We start from the raw sequence: 20005 nt of genomic DNA on the forward strand, positions 1-20005 counted from the left end.
AGGTGGCTTGGTCCCTCCTTTGGTTGGATTTTCACCAACTAGATAATGCGTGCCTCTGGGCGCGCATACAATAAAAGAAGGTCCCGACAGAATGCAGTCGACACCTTCTTTTACAACAAAATCTCAGAACAGGTTTCTCGTAATTTTTTGAGCCATATACTCCAGTTTGGGCAGAAATATTTGATCATCTACAAGGTGAAGTTTTTCCGTTCGGAACAACTGGAATTTTCGAAGTTGATAATAATCGTATAGCGCTTGATAAACAGTTAAATTATTTTCCAGCAAAAATTGAGCATCTAGCATATACAACAATATTTCATCCTGCAATGCAATGAGCTGGCCACTAACAGGATTGAAAACACCTTGACTCTGCCCTGCTTCATAAAAGCGAAGCTGCTGTTCATCTCTACGTTTCATCGTCTGCTTCAGCAGCTCATATTGATCAGGATAGCCTTGCTCCAGATCATGCAAGAAGATTCGGGTCAAAAATTCTCTTAACATAACCGATTTTTCGAATATCTCCTGAAAACGGATACCCAGTCTTGTCGCCCCTTCTTCATCGATCACTTCTTCAATGTTTAGCACAAATGCGTGGACCAAAAACTCAATAATATCATCCTTTGTAGAAAAATATTTATATAAAGTGGCACGACTGACACCGGAAATTTTGGATATTTCATCCATCGTCAACGATAAGAACCCATTCTTTCGTACATAGGATAGCAGCTTTTCTATAATTTTGTTTCGATTCTCATTACGACGTTCACTTATCTCTTTTTCACTCATTTCAGGACCTCCCTCATCATCGCTATTATACTGCACAATACATGAAAAATACACACGAAACATTACAAAGTATACAAAGTAATCTTAATTTGTTTACTTTGTAATCATTGTGTGGTATTCTCTTCTCGCAGCAACACTAATCATAAAGTAAAGGAGAATCAATTTATGAAACATCGCAAATTAGGTGGACAAGGTTTGGAAGTATCAGCAATTGGCTTTGGATGCATGGGGATTTCCACGGCTTACGGCCCTACTACGGATGAAGATGGCATCAAGACTATCCAAAAAGCCTTTGATGTAGGGATTAACTTCTTCGACACAGCCGAGGTCTACGGTGCAGGGCACAATGAGCAGGTTCTGGGTAAGGCAATCAAGGGCTTCCGTGATAAGGTTATACTGGCTACAAAGTTTGGCGTAGACATGGAGACTGAGCCTTTCGGCTCTGGATTCAACAGTAGACCCGAGAATATCAAAAAAGTAGCTGAAAAAAGCCTGAAATATCTCCAGACGGACTATATCGATGTATTTTATCAGCATGTACCAGATCCTAATGTTCCTATTGAAGAGGTAGCAGGAGCCGTGGGTGACCTGATTAAGGAAGGGAAAGTTAAATATTTTGGGCTCAGCAATGTCGGTTCTACAACTATTCGTCGTGCGCATGCTGTCACTCCTGTATCCGTATTGCAGAGTGAATATTCCGTTTTCGAGCGGGAACTGGATGAACGAAAGATTACAACTACACTTCAAGAACTGGGGATCGGTCTTGTACCTTACTCCCCACTAGGCAGAGGCTTCCTGACAGATGCAGTCAAACCTGCTGAGGAGTATGCTGAGGACGATTATCGCCGCATTGATGAGCGCTGGAAGGGCGAGAATTTCATATACAACAAGCGTGCAGTAGAACAGTTAAAGGCTCTTGCTGCAAGCAAAAATATCACCGTTGCCCAGCTTGCCTTGGCCTGGATCTTGGCGCAGGATGAGCAAATTGTACCGATACCAGGCTCACGCAGTCCTAAGCGTGTAGCTGAAAATGCCGGTGCTGCAGATGTGGATCTGACCACAGCGGATTTACAAACTATCGCAGAGATCATTCCGAATGGATCAGCCGGCAGCCGCTATCCGGAGAGCATGCTGGGTGTTTTCACAACTGATTAAGAGTACTACATCTTGTATAGCATGAAAAAACGTTGTGCTGGGCTCTGCTGTGCGGTTCACATATATCGCCTGTCGGAGCCATCAAAAAACCGTTGAGCAATGGAGCTCAACGGTTTTTCTCATGATTAATTCTCGGAACTAATGCTAACCTGTTTATTGGTTTACTGAAAGAGATTAAACATTACACTCCTGATGGGAAATGCCCTTTTACAATTGCCCTGACGAAGTCTCGCTTTTGTGATATTTTCTTTTGTCTTCTTCCGTAATTTCTCTAAGCACTCTACAAGGATTACCTACTGCAATCACACCGGAAGGAATGTCCTTATTAACAATGCTGCCCGCACCAATAACGACATCATTTCCAATAGTTACTCCCGGTAATACCGTAACCCCAGCACCGAACCATACGTTATTGCCAACTGTAATTGGATAAGCAAATTCAAGCCCCGCATTTCTTTGTTCAGAATCAAGTGGGTGTCCCGCTGTTGAAAAGCAGCAGTTTGGTGCAATAAATACATATTTCCCGAATGTTACTTTAGCTCCATCAAGGATAGTACAATTAAAGTTAGAGAAAAACCCTTCCCCTATCTCAATGTTATAACCGAAATCACAATAAAAAGGAGCAGTAATGACAAAATTCTCAGGTATCTTTTCCAAAATTTCAGCTAAAATTTCTCGTTTCTTTTTCGTTTCTGATGGTTTTAATTGATTAAAGTCATGACATAAATCTTGGCATTTCTCTTTTTCTTTGAGTAGTTCCGGATCGTAATTAGCATCGTACAACCACCCTTTTTTTGCTTTCTCTTTTTCAGTGATGCTCATATCCTTCACTAACCTCCAACGCCCGATGAAACATTCCCCGGACATAGTATTTTTCCATATCTTCTACATACACAAATGTTGGCAAATATTCTTCAGGAATACTATTAGCACATGTTGTCTTTAATAACTCAACTTCTTGCAAATTCAATAAATCACCACACAAAACCATTTTGTGTGGATTTAACGCTACAATAATAGATACAATTGATTTAGCAGTAAATTCCAAGTGAGAATCAGAGGAGAATTTGGTTTTTAATTCTTCTCTTGAAATCCCAAAGGGAAGGAAGCCGACAAGTCCAGCAATCTGATTAGCTCCGCGAATAATATGTCCTTTAACAATTGTGCTTGTCCCAGGCAAAAGATGTTCTGAGAATAAACCAAGGGTAACAATCTCATTTTCAATACATTCTGCCTTAAAATAGCCGTATGCTTTCAGATGCATATCGTTTTCCATTGCTACTGGAAGTGAAAGTTCCTTAACAAAACTGCTGCCTTCAAGTTCCGGGATATCGCAGTATTTAATGATGTTATGTTCCGCAATACTCGGTGTACCGATACTAATTGAACAGATACGCGGATATTTAAGTCTAATATCGGCAATGACTTTTAAAAGCATAGATTCGTCTAAAAAATCATGGGTTTCAACGCTACGTTCCAACACATGCTCATATATTGTCATAACATTCCAGGTAAGCACCCGTTTTGTCTTGACCATAGAAAATTCTAGGCATAAATAAAGTTCATAATATTCGTTTAGTGAGTAAATAGATGTTGAACGTCCAACTTTACTTGTCAAGGTTTTTTCAGAAACAACTTCTCCTTCGGACTCCATTTCATTTAGAAGTGTATTGCAGGTAGCGACACTCAAGCCAGTCATATTTGACATTTGCTGTTTTGAGGCGGTTATATTCTTACGAAGTTCTTGGCGAATTTTTTTCTTGTTATGTTTTCGAACTTCTGAATTATCGCGAATAATCAATGCCCTCCCTTCTATAATTATAGATATTATAATAATACTTGTAATAATTACGTTAAATCAAGTATTATATGACCAAGGACGCTCAAAATAACTGTAGGAAGAAGGAAACGTTCTATGACACAGCACATCTCATGGCAAAAGGGCAGTTGGACCACTGAACCTAAATCTTCAAGTGAAACAGACAGCCATTTAGTTGTCGAAGCATTGAAAGGTAGTGACTATTGGCAAAAAACAATGTATGAATTCCAGCATGACAATGGACATGCACTTTTGATACCCTGGGATACTGGACAAGCGATGGAAGTGACTTTCATGTTTGAAGGCTTCTCAGAACTCTACGATCAGGCAGGTATTATGTTATGGCATTCTCCAAATCAGTGGATCAAGGCCGGAATTGAAGTTACCGACGGGGTTCCGCATATCGGAGCAGTTGTTACCGATGAGTTTTCTGATTGGTCTACATTCCCGTTGCCAGCTAATTGGAGTGAAAAAAAAGTGACTATTCGTGCTTCGGTGTACAAAGATGCCGTTATCATTAGGGCTCGTGCCCAAGATAGCCATTGGCATACTATTCGTGTTGCACGTTTTCCTTATTCGGAAGGCAATCATGCTGGGCCTTTCCTGTGCGCACCTACTAGTGATGCATTTAAGGTTACCTTTACAAATTGGGTTATCAATGATCCTGATGAAGATATTCATACCGATCCTCCAATAACCGAAAATTAAAATAGAAATTAATTATCATAAAGTAAATATTATGACATATACAACACATACTTAATAATAATCATAAATGTCCCGGAACACCAACAATGCCCTTCCGGCTTCCTACTGGGAAGCGAAAGGGCTGAAAGTTTGCTTTCACGGTACCTGGAGCTTTGTTAACCTTTTTGGAACCGCCATATGCGGACCCGCATGTACGGTGGTGTTAGAGCACGGGAGCTTACACCGGGAGTCCGGCAGCGGTAAATACAAGGTCGAACCCTGCCTTGGAGCGGAGAACCAGCTGCTCCGGCTTATCTTTCGGCTTATCTGCCGTCAGAACCTCCTGGGATACGATTCCGTCATAACCAATATGCTGCAGTCCTCTTAAAAAACCTTCCAGATTGATGACACCTTCCCCGGTGTACAGACGTCCGTTATCGCGCACAGCCTCCAGAGGTATATCCGGAGCGTCGTTAATGTGCACATGAACGATTTGCTGCGCCTGCAGCCGCTCAATGTCACCTGGAGTCTGGCCATTCGTGTGCCAATGAAACGCATCCAGCAGCAGACCGACATTCGGCTCCCCGATCGCGTCTATCCAGTCCAGCGTCTCTTCCATCGTCCAGATGAAGGGGTATTTCCAGGCTGTCCGCAGATGATGCGGTCCGACAAATTCCAGTCCCAGCCTGATACCATAGGCACCCAGTATTTGCGCGCAGACCCGCAGGCGCCGGGTGGCAACTGCTAAAAAGTGGGCAGGTTTGGCGTCGGTTGATGGCAGGATGTAAGTACAGCAGCGTGTGCAGCCGAGCGAACGTGCAGCAGCAGCCGCTTCAGTTAAGCCGGTCAGCCCTGCCCGAAACCGGTCCTCATCAGCTCTCCATTCCACAGGCAAACCTATTGCACCAATCACGATGCCGTGCTGCTGTAGCATCGCACGGGCCCCGTCAATTCCCAGACGTTGTATCAATCCTCTGGCATCCAGGTCAACCGCCTGAAAACCGCCGTTGCCGGCCAGTTCGATGAATCGCTCGTCACTTTCCACTGCCCCCAGACCGCTTAAGGTCAAACCTCTCAGCATTTCATAATCCCCCTCAATGAACAGAAGTTTCAGTCAGTATCCATTAGTCTGACTTCATTATCACTTGTTCCTTGAACCGGCGCAAGATTTGCTAACCTCATTTGCCATTTTCATCGTCTGGACCATGTTATATTCCTTCTTCACAATCTCTTCGAGTTTTACGATCGCTTGATCATGATCACGATTATTAGAGGCGATCATTTTAATAACCGTCGTTCTATAAATTTCCCATAAACGACTTAGCTCCATGCTTTGTTCTGCTAACTTCTTATAGAGATTTGTATGTGACGATTGATCTTCCAGTAACTTGAAAAGCCTGTTATTCTTCTTATGATTTTGTGCAAAAGAACTGCTTCTCAAGGCAAATATGCTAGTATCATTCAAATGACCTACAAGTTCTTCGAATTCCTCTACATAATCGGTCAACGCTTGTAGTCCCAACTGATAATGAAGACCATATTGCTCAAGCAAAACGACTTTATCCTCCAATAGGTTGCTTCTGAGTTCTGAGATAAACGAGTCCTGTATTGAAAATTCATGGTTAAAATTCCTGATCGATCCTTCATGCACAGACACCATTATGAATCTGACTTTTCTGCCGCTTGCAATCAGATATTGGGTAGATTCCATAATAACTTCAAGCGGAGTTTGATAATCGTGCATCCGCCCTGGAGATAAGCAATCTTCAATGACTGTGTATGCCGCCCCACCCGCACATTTTCCATGAATAAAGGTCGGATGGATAAAATGTATTTTCCCGGATTCTCTTCCACTGGAATAAAAAAAGCGGTCCACATCAAGAAAGACATATTTCTGCTTGTCTAAAGCCCCTTGAATCATCTCATCCAGGAAAGGGAGATCCGATTGCTCAATAAGCTGATCCTCAAAGCGAAGATAATGATAGAGCTGTTCCGTGTCATATTGAACCTTCGGCAGCATTAATCCTTGCTGAAGCAAGCTTTCAAAATTATCTTCGGGGAATGTCTGGTTGATGAGTTTTTTCCAGTACTGCGTTTTAAAGGTCAGAGGCAGCTTCTCGAACGATGAATGATGACTAATGAGAATCGCCATCAAGTTATTATTGACACAATCAAGCCATATGTCGTTATATGGCACAATCCGATGGGCAGGTGTCACATGGTCAACTCCCTATGATGAACTCACTGATTAGGTGGATAGCCAGCTCACATCACTTAACGTACCGTCAGGGCGGAGAATCACTTCCTTCGGAAGAGCATGAGACAGAAAATGAACATTGCCGCAGGTTAAGCCATAGGCCCCCATATGGGGAAACGCGATCCAATCCCCCGGCTCTAGCGGGGGGAGCATGACGCTGCCTTGCAGCACATCTGCCGGAGTGCACAATTTACCACACACATTGTAGGAGATTCGGCCTTCTCCTTCACCGGATTCGTATAGCCTGCGCTCCCCCGCCTTCCAAAGCTGAAGAGGCAGAGGCTGCTTGAAGCTTCGTCCCATCAGGCTGGAAAAAGCCTTATGGTGGGTTCCCCCATCGACAATGGCGAAGGCTTTGCCTTTGGAGAGCTTGGTGTACAGCACTCTGACCGCATATATCCCCATCGTTGCGGCAATCCGCCGGCCTGATTCTACGAATACCATGTCCAATTCCAGATCCCGGTTGCGCTCTAACTCCCCGGCAAGATACGCCCCGAGAGCTTCGACAGGAAACGGCTCATCGCCCTCAAACATGGGAACGCCGAAACCGCCGCCGAGACCTAAGCAGCGAAGCTGCAGGCCGAATTGGTCCCGCACCTGCCGGGTGAGACCGAACATCATCGGAACGCTCTCCCGGTAAAAGTCGAGGTGGAAATTTTGCGTGCCCTGGTACGTATGCAATCCGATCAGCTCTAGCCCTTCAAGGGTAATGGCGGTTTGCACCGCTTCATTCATTTCACTGTCGTCGATGCCAAACTGGGAGGCAAGTCCGACCGATGACATACGCGAGCCTTTGGCTCCAGTAGACAAATTGATCCTTAACATAACGGGAGCGGCCATACCCAGCGCAACAGCTTCATCGTGAATGACGAATAGCTCCGGGATGGACTCCGCATTAATCGCGTAGATCCCATGGCGAAGCACATGATGAATCTCGTCCGCGCTTTTGCCCGGTCCGGTAAACACGATGCTGTGCGGATGTACCCCGTTAGAGCGGGCTATCTCATATTCCCCAACCGATGCGACTTCAATCGGCGAACCCCAACCGTGTATGAGACGGCATACCTCCGGATTGGGGTTGACTTTCATGGAATAATATAGCGTCACATCCTGGGGTAAAGCGTCCCGCAGCGAAAAATAATCGGAGGCCAGCTTTTCCTCGTCGTATACATAAACGGGTGATCCAAACGTCTCGGCTGCTTCCAGCCAAAAGGGTTGGCCCACTTCCTGCTGATTAGACAGCCGTTGTGAAACTCTAGTCATACGACAGCTCCCCTCCATTCCATGATGGCTTCCTCCAGCCCTTGACGGGCAAGCTTCTCCGCTTCATCGTCCACCCCCCAGCTCAGAGTCGAGACCCTGCAAGGCCGGATACGGTCTGCCGCTCCCCCATCAAGGTGGAAACCATACACGAATACCCCGCCTTGTCCGGCAGAGATTCTTATTGATGTCACCTTTTCGGCAAATTCTGCAAATTGGGCTTCAGGGTGGAGCTTGAAATCATAGGATTGAGTCTCTATTCTAGGAAACCCGCGTTCGAGCAAGTGCTTGCGAAGCTTTAGCAAATACGTGACCATGGTGAGACGGGCGTTGATCTCAATAACCGGTATTAACGTTCCGTCTTCATCCAGTATGGAGTCTACCCCGATGAAACCCTCGTAGCCCCGGGAATGTAAAGATGTACCCAGCTGCTGCAGCTGTTCGGTATAAGCCGTGATCAAGGCTTCAGGCAGTTCCGGGTGCAGACGGCTCCCCCTGTACACTCCTGCATCCGTAATCCTCTGCTCAGTCATAGCCAGGATATCGCAATCGGTTCCCCCCAGCCAGAGCTGTGCCGTCAGATGGCGCTCGACCTGATGCCAGCGTTCCACCGTCACCACCTGTTGCCCGCCTCCCCGCGAAATCTGCCTCTCTAAATATCCAAGCAGCATCTCCAAATCCGCGCCCCGATGGATATGGAACAGCGCTTTACCGGAAGAACCGTAAGCGGTTTTTACAACCAGCCGGGCTCCAGGATGCCGTGCCTCCAACTCGGCGCAAGTACGGCGGATCGCGTCAAGCCCCTCGCATATCCTGCCGTCGCTGACTGGAAAGCCGATTTCTTCGCATAATTTACGCGTTGCGATCTTGCTGTTCAGTTCCACGGATAATCGGGCTGGCGGGCCGATCCACCTCCCTCCGTTTTCCTTGAGAAACTGCTCCTCCTGCTCGTCCATCAAGTAAGGAACAGCAATCCGGTTGCGAAACTCACCCGTATATTCAGACCGTGCGCCAATCGCGATGGATGGTAGTGCTATCTTCTCTTCTTTCAAATAAGCTAGGAATTCAGGATCCGGAGCCTCTTTCAAGAGAACAAGATCATCCCGGTCAGCCAGATAAATTTGGTAGAGATCCATTTGCGATACGAGCCGGTCTCCGGACGCATTGTGAATATGGGGCAAGCGAATCTCTTGCGCGGCTTTGCCTTGTTCCCAATTAATATTGGAGTACCAGAGCTTTGGTGCGCGCGTTCCGGTCAGATGCTCCACATAAGGTGCGTTATTCATGTTCCCTTCACCTCCACTTTCTCCGGCTTGAGATCGGACTCCAGCCCTTTAAGCCAGCTTAGCTCCGACTTTAAGATTTGAAAGGGTATAGCTCCGAACCATTCCAGAGATACCGGGGCTCGGGTAGGGTCCAAGATAAGGTGCTTCATTATGGCCTGGCAGTCCATTTCTCCATCGGCCAAGGGTACGATACCTCTGCGGCTGCCGCTCGGAGAATAGACATTGTCAGGAGAGAATACTTCGAGCCATTGCCGGGCTTCCACATTCTTCAGATGGATATTGACAATCCATGGCTTCAAGCGTTCGTAGGCGGCAAGGGGATCAGCGCCCGATTCCCACATGTGCAGAAAGTCCATATTCAGCTTCAAGGCAGGGTGGTTGGTCTGCCTGAGCAGTTGAAGTGTGGAATCCAAGCCGTCGGCAGCGGTTCCCGGATGAGTCTCAACCACGGTATAGACCCCTTCCCTCTCTGCTGCGGCGCAAAGGATATTTAGACGTTTGGTGCAAAGCTCCCAGTCCTGCTCATCAAGAGATTGACTGCTCAGGCTTCCGGCGAAAATCCTCAGCTTATTGGTGTGGAAGGCTTTGGCCGCCTGTACGGTGTCCTGCCATTCCTTAAGCAGAACGTCCATCGGGATATTCCCCATGAGAGGGATATAATCGCTCAGCATGCTGATTTCGAGCCCGTAGCTGAACATTTCGTCCAGCATACCTCCCAGCTCCTGTCCCCGTTGGCGAAGCAAAGCCTTGGCATGTACGCCCCACAGCTCTATACCGTTGAAGCCCGTATCAAGAGCATAACGGAGCAGCTCCTGGAAGGATACCAGCTCGTGCCGAAAAGAAATCGTGCATAGATTATACCGCAGTCCAATCACCGCCTATTCCATTCATCCACGCCAGAAATTGAAGCTCCGCCTCCCGGACTTCCCGCAGCCTGGCCAGAGCCGAACGCAGCAGCGCTTCGTCCCCGATGTGCTTGCGGTATTTCACAAGCAGGAAATTCAGTGTCGTCCATAGCTTCACGATCCCGCTGATCCGGTTCGCCCCTTCCAGCGTCTGCCCCTTGTCCATCACGCCCAGCTGGGCAAAGCTATTCCATATGGAAGACCGGAGCTTGGTTATGGAAGCAATGGCGATCGAGTTCTGGCTCAGCCAGTTCGAGGTTTGTTCCGGGCTGAAGGCTAGAGATTCCTGCAAATCCCGGGCAAAGCTGTCCAATGCGGCGGTTCCCGAGCTGTATTGAGCACGGACATACATTTCGTAGTTTCGCTTGGCTGCATAGGCGAAGATATCACGCTTGCCGGGAGACTCGAACATCTTCCCTGCTTGATCCGGCTGAAGCTCGTAGAAAATGATTTCGTCCTCTTCCGGCTCCGCCGATGCCCGCATAAGCTCTTCTCCGGTCAGCAGTCCGTTGAAACCGACAATGGGATCGAATACTCTGAAGGCGTTACGCGCTTCATCGAAGCTGTCTGCGAGGATATAATGCTCGAATCCGCTCTCCGCCATGCTCAGCATATCGGGAGGGAAAAAATCCAGATCGGCTGGGCGGCATTTCACTACCGCGCGGTTCCCTGACTGAACAGACTGCTTTAGCGCCTCAGGTCCAGCTCCCTTGTAAACCAGATGGATGCCGTACAGAAAGGGCAAGCTCTTGTTCAAGCGCACATGCTGGCTCGCCGTAATAATGCGCGAAACATAATTGACATTCCAGTAATCCAGCAGAAACAGATCAGGGTTGGCCCCGGACCGGTATAAGTGGGTCATGATGCAGGAAGCTGCACATTCCATCGCCGCCAGCTTCATCATTTCCGGTTTGGCAACCGGCGTATCCGTATGAGACTTCATCTCTTCATTCTCCTTCTTCATTTGAGGGAATACGGCAGACAAAGGACGGTATTTTGCCGCTGACCGGATCGGCTTCGAGCCTTGAGACGGTTTCTATGGACAATTCCACCGGCTTGCCCGCCGCTTGGTGAAGAAAAGCGGATAGCTTAGTCTGCACGTCCCCGAACTCGCTTGGCGGGGCTTCAGTCACCAGCCGGACGGAAAAAGAAGTGAATGTATTCTGCACGATCTGAAATTGGCGGACGCCTCGGGCTGCAGCAAGCTCCCAAAAAAACTTGTCCAAATACCGGAAGACGGCGGAATGCACCTGCGCTCCGGGCAGCCGGATCTGGGAGGTTCGGACGGGAAGCAGCCCCAGAAGGAGACGGCCGGTATCAGGGTCCCTGCGCATATTTCCGATGTCCCCTGTCCGGTAACGGACATAAGGCAGACTCCTCATGATCAGCGAGGTCACCAGCACTTCGCCGAATTCCCCCTCCTCTACATGGCGTCCGGAGGCCGGATCGATAATTTCCACATATACGGCGGACTCATCGATTTCCAGTTGGCCGCTCTGGCCTGCGAACGCGATACACCAGAACTCTTCCAAACCGTAATAGTCTACGCATGGAACGCGGAACACCTTCTCGATCCGTTCTTTCTGGTAGCCATGCAGCGTTTCGCCCCAGTTCTGGGTAAACAGGAGCGAAGATGGCAACGAATATCCCCCGTCACGCATATATTCGGCCAATGCACAGAGAGCGGAAGCTCTCCCCTGGATAAAATGAGGATCTTCCCTGATCATCAGCTCTGCATAATGTCTAAGGGACCTGGGCTCCGCCAGCAGACGGTTGCTCAGCAGCAGCATCCGGTGCCCGGACGGCAGCCCCCACTTTTTTCTATGCTTATACAGGGTCAGCGAGAGCTTCCAACTCTCCTCCGGGGTTTTCACGCAGCGGAACGGCACTCCGGTCGTTCCCGAGGTGAACGATTCGATCCCCCGTCTTGCCTCGGGATGTTCGAACAGGGTGCGGTTGCCTGCGATCAAGTGCTTGTCTGTAATTGGCAGCTGATGGAAATCAACGTCCGTATAAGGGCTATAAAACGGGTACGTCCGGCACAATTCGCCGGCCAGCTCTTGCAAATGGCCCGGAGTGAACACTATCATGAAGCCACCTTGCGTTCTACAAAATGCAATACGGCCTGGACGCTTCGGAACGATTCCGGGTGAATATCGTCCACCTCCAGCTCAAAGCCGAATGTATCCTCCAGAGCCGCCAGCAGCTCCAGGATCTGAATGGAGTCGATTCCCAGATCATCTACCAAAGCATGGTCCAGCTCGACCTCGCTGGTTAGCCTCTTGGCCACAGCGGCTATCGTATCTCTCACCTTAAAGATTAGATCTTCATGCTCGGTGGACATGCTCTTCCTCCTTCACCATTGATTTCAGGGCTTTGCGGTCCAGCTTTCCGCTGGCAGTTCTGGGCAAAGCCGTAACGAAGCGGAATTCCCTGGGACGCAAGGCCGGGGATAACCGCTTTACGCACCAGGCATGCAGCTCCGGGCTACTGACAGGCTCTGGGGAAGCATCGGATACGACTACAGCAATCAGACGATGTCCCCATTGAAGGTCTTCTACGGCCGACACGGCAGCGTCCGCCACTCCAGGCAAGCTTAACAGGACGCTTTCGACCGCTTCCGGGTACACCGTGTGTCCCCCGACAAGGAGCGCATTATCGGTTCGCCCGGTCAAGTGCAAATACCCATCCTTGTCCAGATATCCGGTATCCCGGGTATGCAGGCCGAGGGGGCCTAGGATCTCGCGGGTGCGGTCCGGATCGTCATAATAGCCGATCATCACATTCGGCCCGCGAACGACCACCTCTCCACTCTCCCCTGTTGCCGCCTCCCTTCCGTCCTGAACGATGGCCAGCTCAACGCCGTTAATAGGTATCCCGGCGGATTGCGGTTTCGTCCTCAACTGAGCGTAGGGCAAATACGAGACGCGCGGAGAGGCTTCGGTCAGTCCATAGGAGGGCGTCAGCCGCACGTGAGGCAGACGGTCAGCCAGACGAAGCAGCATGACGTCAGGCATCGGGCCGCCGACAATGAGCATCTGCCGGAGCGTGAGCAGATCCGCCGCCGCCCATTTGGCGGAATGGATCAGAGGCAGGATCGCAGAGGGCACCGTGCATAAGAAGGTCACCTTGTTCGTACGGACGCACTGGATCATCTCGAAGGGATGCACGAAGCCCCCGCTTAGAACAAGATTGGCTCCAGAGGCCATGGCGGCAAACCATTCCCCGACAATGGTCGAGCAATACCCCAGTGACTTCGAGAGCAGAACGGTGTCCTTGTCGCACAGCGTCGTGTAGTCCAGGATCGCTTCCACATTGGACAGCATGTTGTGGTCGCTCAGCATGATCCCCTTCGGCTCTCCCGTTGAACCGGAGGAGAGGAAGATCATACGCACGGCCTCTGGCGGCGTGTACCGGCGTACTGGCCGCGGAGCGGCGCCGATTCCTGTAACCGGTCCGCTTGCCGTACCTGCATACAGGTAGAATGGCAGCTCTTCCCCTTGCATGTTCCATTTCGCAAGGATGGGAAGCTTCTCTTCCGAGACGAACACAGCTTCGGGTTCAAACTTGCGGATGAGGCGAAGCATGTCCTGTCCCGGCATGTAGCTGTGGATGGGGAGTGGAATGCCTCCCGCCAAAATGACTGCCCCGATGACAGCCAGACACTCCGGCGTTGGAGCCATCCAGACGGCTCCAATAAAATTCGGACGCAGCTGCTCCTGCTTCAGCCGTTCAGCGATAAGGTCCATGCGGCTTCCGAGTTCCGCATAGCTTGTCCAATCGGACTCGCCGCTTCGTGCAGCGTAAGTGATTCCCCGGTCATGTCTCCGTGCACGTTGAAACAATTCCCTGAGTGTGCCTGTGCCATTCATGCCAGTACCCCCTCCTTATGAGATGCCGCTCCGGCCTCAGATGCATCGCGCTCGAAGGTCGATGCCATAGCATAATACTCCGCCGATTGCTTCATGAGCTCTTCGTGGTCGCCTTCCGCCACCAGACAACCGTTCTCCATCACCAGAATACGGTCCGCGTTCATAATGGTTTGCAGGCGATGGGTGGCTACGAGAACCGTCTTGCCCGCCATGACTTGGCGTATGGAATCCATGAGCTCAATCTCCGTAAGCTGGTCCAAGGCGGAGGTCGGTTCGTCCAGGATAAGAATATCGGGATTGTGCAAGAGGGCACGCGCAATAGCCAGCCTCTGCCGCTGTCCGCCAGACAGCTGGAAGCCTTTATGGTCAATCTTCGTGTGGAGTCCTTCCGGCAGTTGATCCAGCAGAGATCCGAGCCGTGCATTCAGGGCTGCTTGCAGGACCATCTCCTCCGTCGCGTCCAGCTTCCCGACAGCAATATTCTCCATAAGGGTACCCCGGAACAAGTAAGGCTCCTGGAACACGATGCCAATCTTGCGGCTGATCGCGCTGCGGGTCATCTCCTCCAGATTCTGTCCGCCGATTCGAATTTCACCTTCGAGAACGGGCATCATCCCGATAAGCGCCCGGAAAAGGGTGGATTTCCCGGACCCGCTTCGCCCGACGAAGGCATACACCTTGCCCGGAGACAGCGACAGGGATAGATCCTTCAAGATTTCTGTTCCACCGTACCCGACGCGCAGACTGCACACTTCGATATCGGACGGGGTGGCTTCAAGCCGAGGCTCCCTTGCAGGCGAAGCCTGCTTCCTCTCATTTTCCGAATAGAGATCGACCGGGGTCTGGATGAATTGCTCAATTCTGCCCATGGCAACTTCCGCGCCTTGAAGCTCTCTGAAAAAGTTGTTAATCTGCTGTACCGGATTCAGAGCGTTCTGCAGATAGGTTACGGAAGCAACCATCATGCCAACGGTCATCACTTGGTCAAGCACCTGGTAGCTGCCGATCCAATAGATGGCAGCCAGAATCAGGCTAATGACGAAACCGCTGATTTGAAACGACATAACGGCATACAGCGTTTCCCGGGTGCTGGCCTTCACCAGCCCCTTGTACATCGTTTCATTCCGCTTCTGTTCCCATCCCTCCAGTCCTAAAGCCCGGATTTCTTGCGAGCTCTCGATCGCTTCATAGAGATAGGCTCCGATCTCTTCATTGTGGGTTCGAACGTCGGACGAATAACGCGCCACGGGCTTGCGGAACAGCCCTGGCACCCATAAGAGGAAGGGGATGCTAAGCGTCGCAACGATGCCAAGCCGCCAGTCCATATAGAACAGGATTCCGAGGGAGATCAGCATCATAAACAGCTGTGAGGTAATCTCGACCAGAATGTGGTTGAGGAAATTTCCCATCGTAGCTGTATCCATCCCGAGCAAGGCCGTGAATTTCCCGGGTCCGTGCTTCTGAATTTCCGGAATGGGGATCTGCCGGACATGCTTCAACAGCTCGTCCCGGATATCCAGCATATTACAGATGCCCAGATAGCGGAACAGACCTACCCGGATAAACAGGAACACGATGGAGAGAACACCGATTCCCAAGGAAAGGCTAAGCAGCGGTACAATCAGGTCACGGTTTCCTTCAATCAGCACATGGTCGATCAGATAGGCGAAGATTAAGGGCTGAAGCATGACGAGTCCCAACTGCAGGAACGTGCAAGCATAAGCGATCAAGGTTAAATTCCATTTGATCTTCACGTAGGGAGCAAGACGTCGGAAGAGTTTAAACGTGTGCATGATGGTTCCTCCCCCCGGCAAAATGTTGAATAAGCGGCTTCACCCTGCGCATCCATTCCTCCGTGTCACCGGGCGGCTGCCAATCCAGAACCGACAGCGGCGATTCACTCAAGCAGCCGGTCGCTTCCAATAAGCTGCAATGATAGATTTCGTTCAGCGTGCTCATCGAAGCTTCCAGCAGGGCGGTCTCCTCCGCCTCACCCGCTATCTGTCCAAGGGGAGCATTCAGGAGTCTCCTGATCTGCGGCATGATGGTCCGATAGTCGTACCTTAGAGCGCCAAGCCGCGCGCCTTGCGAGAGTTTGCCGTGAAGCTTCTCATCCAGCAGAACCCCGGTGCAGCTGCGAACCAGCCCGTCCAGATCGATCTTCGGCTGTTCTCCGGACCAGTCTACCTGGACGAAGGAACCGTCCCCGCCGTCAACAAGCAGCTCCCGGAAGCCGTCCCAGCTAGTGCAGACCACAGGAAGGCCGTAGGCTTTCGCTTCCAGGAGGTTGAAGCCAAACGTCTCTCCCGGATCGGTGGAGAGGTTGACCAGCAGCCTGGATTCCCGGAACAGACGGTCTTTCTCACTCCCGTGGACGGGACCTGTAAACTCCACAGCTTGCTCCAGTCTATATTCCGCTACGATGGCTTCAAGCCGTTCTTGATACCGGTCCGCTTCCTGCACAGACCCCGTATATTCTCCGGCAATCGTCAATACCGTGTCCGGGACCCGCTGCTTGATTTCCGCCATAGCCTCTAAGAGCACATGAATGTTCTTGACCTCTTCCAGCCGGCCGATGGATAACAGACGTTTACCGGCAAGCGGCCGAACCGGCTCCGCAGCCAGCACGGTGTCGATGCATAACGGGATCTTATGGGTATGCGCATACCGGGGGGAGATATTCACCAGCGCCTGTCTGCAGGATTCCGTACTGGCAAGCAGCACATCCTGTTCTGTAATCCAAGGCGCACAGGACAGCCAGGTGGTCAGCCAACGGGCGGATGCGACGGAATGGGCGATCACCATGAAGCGGAGCGGAAGCTTGGCGAAGCTCCGGACCAGCATCAAGTAAGGCATGAAATAAGGAGCGTTCACATAAAGCGTATTGATTCCGTATTCCTCGCACAATCGCGCCAGCCGCTCCGATGCTTGCGGCAGCGAAGACACCGGCTGCTTGGAGAACTGGCGAAGCGAACCCCCGAAGACCTTGGCAAAGCGCACCGGCGGAATGCGGATGAGCTCCGTATATTCAGCCAGATACCCTGTCCATTGGTCATCAATCACCCGTTCGTTCAACCGGGGGGAATGGCCGTCGAAGCAGCCCACCCTGGGTCTGCACTCAGCAGGCAAATCGAGGCTTCCAGCGATGATAGACATCGGTCAATTCCTCCTTCAGCTGTTGCTCCGTCCTGTGCAGCTGCTCCACCTTATCCACCAGCAGTCCGGTTTCCCCGGTTCGTCCCGGCATGGACGTACGGATCGCCAGGTAGGCGAGCGTACTCCACATTCGTATGAAGCCTTCCAGCTGCTCCTGATACTTCTCCGTGCCTTGATTAAGCGCTTCCGAAAAATATTGATACAGCAGCCCGTAGCTGTATTTGCGTTTGGCGAGGATGCCGAGCTGGGATACAGCATCCTTCAAGGCCGCGGGCGGATACCTATCGGGCGACTCTGCCGTCTGCATAATCCTCCGTCTCACCGTGCCGGTTAGCGACCGTTCACCCGGATCGGTCGCAATCGCAGCCTCGAAGATTCTCGCCACCTCGTGAGCGTCCGGCGCATGGAGCCATTCGGGATGAAGCAGCAGTCCCCCGCCCAGCTCATTGCTCAGAAAAGCATCGTGAACATGGCTCGCGGCCACTAATCCTTCCCACTCAAAATAGCGGTCGTATACCATGAATTGACCGCCCCGCATGCCGTGTACGATGACAAAATGGGGCTGATGCATGGTTTGAAACGTTCTTTTTTGATAGGGCATATGAAACAGGTCGAGCTGTACCAACACAGGAAGCTCCGGATAACGCCGCAGGACCTCCAGAAACTTCTTCAGGTTGACGAGCTTGTCGCCCCCGTAATCATACCACTCCACGGCCCCTTCCCCGTACAGGCGGGTGAACATCTGCAAATATTCGGACGGTGTGATGTCCGCTGAGAAATAGGTCAGCTTGCCGTCCTCCGTAACGCTGAATGGCGCGTCCCAAGCACCGATATAGAGCGGACGTTCATCCCATCCGGCTTGCTCCAAGCCATAACCGAGTCCGTTCAGAAAGCAATGGGCTTGTTTCACGTCAAACCCCGGTTTGAACGGCCCGTTTGGCCAATATGCGCTGTGAGATCAAGCGTGCGGTGGCGAAGTTCTCCTGCAGAAGCTCGTCGTCCTCGTAGAAAATCTCGTACTGCTGTTCAATCTGCATCATCAGGTTGACCAGCAGCACCGAATCCACGCCTGCATCCTCCAGCGGGGAGTCTCCATTCAATTCCTCCGCCAGCTCCGGTCTGGAGGTCAAATCGGCCACCCGGTCAATCACGAATTGTATGATGGGTTCCTCCTTAAGGGCATGGATGAAATCGACTAAAGAACCGACCGTTTGGAAGACGGCAGGATCCAAATCCTCCTCGGGCACAGTTACGTTGAACACTTCCTCGATGTAGACCACCAATTGGAGTACCATGATCGAATCTACGTTTAAGTCTTCGTACAGCCGGTCTTCCTCTTTAATGACGTCCGGGAGAGAGAGCTCCAATTGTCCGGACATAAGCTGCCTCAATTGAGCTACCGTTTGTTCCTTATCCATGAATACCATACTCCTCTTCTACCATTTGTTTTCGCATAACCTTCCCTGTACTCGTCTTCGGAATGTCCTCCGTAAAAGCAATAAAGCCCGGAACCTTATAAGCAGGCAGAAACCGCGCGCACCACCTCTTCACCTCCTCCTGAGACAGCGCATCGCCCTTCCGGACAATTCGGGCTTTGACAGCCTCCCCCCAGACGGGATGCGGAGCCTTGTGCACGACAGCTTCCTGAACGCCGTCCAGCCTCCGGATGACATCCTCCACCTCGGAGGGGGCTACCTTCAGTCCTGACACATTAATCAGATCATCCATCCTGCACTGAATATGAAGCCTGCCGCCCGACCAATAGCCCATATCTCCCGTATGAATCCGGCGTCCGCCTGTGGCAATGATGATTTCATCCGGCTGATCCCGGGTTCCGGGCCTTTCAATTGCCATATGCTCCAGCAGCATCCCGGCATCCGTAGGATCGGAGGGCCGGTCGCCAAGCGAGATGCAGCCCGCCTCAGAGCACCCGTATTGCTGGATCACCTCCACATCTGCACCGGCAAGCCTGTTCAGCAGCTCTGCAGACATCGGGGAACCAGAGGATACCAGCTTTCTAAGAAGCACCTTCTCTCTCATCAGGCTGAGCAGAATTTGAAAGAGGAAGGGCACCGCATACACCACATGGCGATCATGCTGCTGCATGAGATGCAGGGCGAACTTGGGGTTCTTGTCCGTCACGATAACCGGCTCGACTCCGCGCTTAAGTGCGGAAAGCGTGCCAGTTATGAAACCGAAGGAATGGGACACGGGCACCAGAATGATCGGTGTATCCTCCCCGCTGCAAGGCAGCAGCTTGTTGTAGGCCTCGATTTCCATTTGCACATGAGACCAAGACCGTTCAATTAGCTTGGGAGCGCCGGTCGTGCCGGAGCTGAATTGAAGCAAGGACGGCTCCCCATGAATCCGATCCAGTCGTGAGTGTAGAGGGTGAAAGACGGCGCCCCCTCCTGCGTCGGTCAGCAGACCCGTACAGCCTGCGTCATTGGCTTGACGGAGAGCGCTTTCAATCGGGGTATCGCCGTTGATCAGAAGCACCGAACCCTCATTCCTGATCATCAGCTCCGTGGCAGCCAGAATATTCGCCGGTTCCTTCATGCATACAGCTGTCCGCCGTTCCTTCCAGACAGAGGAACCCAATAATGCGTATATCGCGTTTATTCGGCGTTCCAGTTCATGCTGGTCATAATGTTCTTTATTAACTATGAACATTGGGTCTCCTTTCCATGAGAATTTATTACTTCTTTAGGTATTTTCGCCACAAATCGACGTTTTCCTTCTCTTGTAATCAGGATTGCCAAAAAGAGACCCTTCCGGCTGGACCTTGCCCAGCCGAAAGGGTCTGCATGCTTCTGTATACG

At 51.0% G+C, this 20005-nt stretch carries 19 protein-coding genes and 1 pseudogene; 3 read left to right on the plus strand and 17 right to left on the minus strand.

What is annotated here, in order from left to right; genetic code table 11:
* Positions 1-123 precede the first annotated feature (123 nt).
* The gene (locus K1558_RS12085; RefSeq protein WP_238651836.1) at positions 124-786 is read right to left on the minus strand and encodes a TetR/AcrR family transcriptional regulator; all 663 of its coding nucleotides are present in this window, start codon (positions 784-786) and stop codon (positions 124-126) included.
* Positions 787-951: 165 nt separating this feature from the next.
* On the opposite strand from K1558_RS12085, the gene K1558_RS12090 reads away from it, so the two are divergent.
* A complete protein-coding gene (locus K1558_RS12090; protein ID WP_238651837.1) occupies positions 952-1941 on the plus strand; it encodes an aldo/keto reductase in 990 nt (329 codons plus the stop codon).
* Positions 1942-2148: 207 nt separating this feature from the next.
* Here the strand turns inward: K1558_RS12090 and K1558_RS12095 are convergent, their stop codons facing one another.
* Positions 2149-2763 carry a sugar O-acetyltransferase gene (locus K1558_RS12095; protein WP_274528543.1) on the minus strand — a complete coding sequence of 205 codons (615 nt, stop codon included), beginning with the start codon at positions 2761-2763 and terminating at the stop codon, positions 2149-2151.
* On the minus strand, positions 2750-3742 hold the full coding sequence (locus K1558_RS12100) for an ROK family transcriptional regulator (RefSeq protein WP_238651838.1): 993 nt from the start codon (positions 3740-3742) through the stop codon (positions 2750-2752). Before K1558_RS12100 ends, K1558_RS12095 begins: the two co-directional genes overlap by 14 nt.
* A 114-nt stretch (positions 3743-3856) precedes the next feature.
* Between K1558_RS12100 and K1558_RS12105 the strand changes: the two genes are divergently transcribed.
* Positions 3857-4468 carry a DUF1349 domain-containing protein gene (locus K1558_RS12105; RefSeq protein ID WP_238651839.1) on the plus strand — a complete coding sequence of 204 codons (612 nt, stop codon included), beginning with the start codon at positions 3857-3859 and terminating at the stop codon, positions 4466-4468.
* Positions 4469-4535: 67 nt separating this feature from the next.
* Positions 4536-4627, plus strand: a pseudogene (locus K1558_RS33175) (group II intron maturase-specific domain-containing protein); the annotation flags it as partial.
* A 58-nt stretch (positions 4628-4685) separates the two neighbouring features.
* On the opposite strand, the gene K1558_RS12110 reads toward K1558_RS33175, so the two are convergent.
* The 14 genes from K1558_RS12110 to K1558_RS12175 are packed head-to-tail and all read right to left on the minus strand — an operon-like array spanning position 4686 to position 19856.
* Entirely contained in the window at positions 4686-5528 is an 843-nt protein-coding gene (locus tag K1558_RS12110) for a sugar phosphate isomerase/epimerase family protein (protein ID WP_238651840.1), read from the minus strand.
* A 60-nt stretch (positions 5529-5588) separates the two neighbouring features.
* Positions 5589-6665 carry a hypothetical protein gene (locus tag K1558_RS12115; protein ID WP_238651841.1) on the minus strand — a complete coding sequence of 359 codons (1077 nt, stop codon included), beginning with the start codon at positions 6663-6665 and terminating at the stop codon, positions 5589-5591.
* A gap of 30 nt (positions 6666-6695) precedes the next feature.
* Positions 6696-7967, minus strand: coding sequence for a type III PLP-dependent enzyme domain-containing protein (locus tag K1558_RS12120; RefSeq protein ID WP_238651842.1), 1272 nt, complete (start codon positions 7965-7967; stop codon positions 6696-6698).
* Positions 7964-9250: an ATP-grasp domain-containing protein gene (locus K1558_RS12125; RefSeq protein WP_238651843.1), complete on the minus strand. Its 1287-nt coding sequence runs from the start codon at positions 9248-9250 to the stop codon at positions 7964-7966. Before K1558_RS12125 ends, K1558_RS12120 begins: the two co-directional genes overlap by 4 nt.
* Complete coding sequence (locus tag K1558_RS12130; RefSeq protein WP_238651844.1) at positions 9247-10125, minus strand: sugar phosphate isomerase/epimerase family protein; 879 nt, start codon at positions 10123-10125, stop codon at positions 9247-9249. The genes K1558_RS12125 and K1558_RS12130 overlap by 4 nt, the downstream gene beginning before the upstream one ends.
* Positions 10106-11098: a hypothetical protein gene (locus tag K1558_RS12135; RefSeq protein WP_238651845.1), complete on the minus strand. Its 993-nt coding sequence runs from the start codon at positions 11096-11098 to the stop codon at positions 10106-10108. Before K1558_RS12135 ends, K1558_RS12130 begins: the two co-directional genes overlap by 20 nt.
* A gap of 4 nt (positions 11099-11102) precedes the next feature.
* Positions 11103-12245 (minus strand): phenylacetate--CoA ligase family protein, encoded by a 1143-nt coding sequence (locus tag K1558_RS12140; protein WP_238651846.1) that lies wholly within the window; start codon positions 12243-12245, stop codon positions 11103-11105.
* On the minus strand, positions 12242-12499 hold the full coding sequence (locus K1558_RS12145) for an acyl carrier protein (RefSeq protein ID WP_238651847.1): 258 nt from the start codon (positions 12497-12499) through the stop codon (positions 12242-12244). Before K1558_RS12145 ends, K1558_RS12140 begins: the two co-directional genes overlap by 4 nt.
* Positions 12483-14027 (minus strand): class I adenylate-forming enzyme family protein, encoded by a 1545-nt coding sequence (locus K1558_RS12150; RefSeq protein WP_238651848.1) that lies wholly within the window; start codon positions 14025-14027, stop codon positions 12483-12485. Before K1558_RS12150 ends, K1558_RS12145 begins: the two co-directional genes overlap by 17 nt.
* On the minus strand, positions 14024-15820 hold the full coding sequence (locus tag K1558_RS12155) for an ABC transporter ATP-binding protein (protein ID WP_238651849.1): 1797 nt from the start codon (positions 15818-15820) through the stop codon (positions 14024-14026). Before K1558_RS12155 ends, K1558_RS12150 begins: the two co-directional genes overlap by 4 nt.
* Positions 15807-17183, minus strand: coding sequence for a glycosyltransferase family 4 protein (locus tag K1558_RS12160; RefSeq protein ID WP_238651850.1), 1377 nt, complete (start codon positions 17181-17183; stop codon positions 15807-15809). Before K1558_RS12160 ends, K1558_RS12155 begins: the two co-directional genes overlap by 14 nt.
* A complete protein-coding gene (locus K1558_RS12165) occupies positions 17146-18093 on the minus strand; it encodes a DUF6005 family protein (RefSeq protein WP_238651851.1) in 948 nt (315 codons plus the stop codon). The genes K1558_RS12160 and K1558_RS12165 overlap by 38 nt, the downstream gene beginning before the upstream one ends.
* A 1-nt stretch (position 18094) precedes the next feature.
* Positions 18095-18601 (minus strand): phosphopantetheine-binding protein, encoded by a 507-nt coding sequence (locus K1558_RS12170; protein WP_238651852.1) that lies wholly within the window; start codon positions 18599-18601, stop codon positions 18095-18097.
* Entirely contained in the window at positions 18594-19856 is a 1263-nt protein-coding gene (locus K1558_RS12175; protein ID WP_238651853.1) for an AMP-binding protein, read from the minus strand. The genes K1558_RS12170 and K1558_RS12175 overlap by 8 nt, the downstream gene beginning before the upstream one ends.
* Positions 19857-20005: the final 149 nt, after the last annotated feature.

The sequence above is a fragment of the Paenibacillus piscarius genome (assembly GCF_022234545.1).
GTDB lineage: Bacteria > Bacillota > Bacilli > Paenibacillales > Paenibacillaceae > Paenibacillus_AQ > Paenibacillus_AQ piscarius.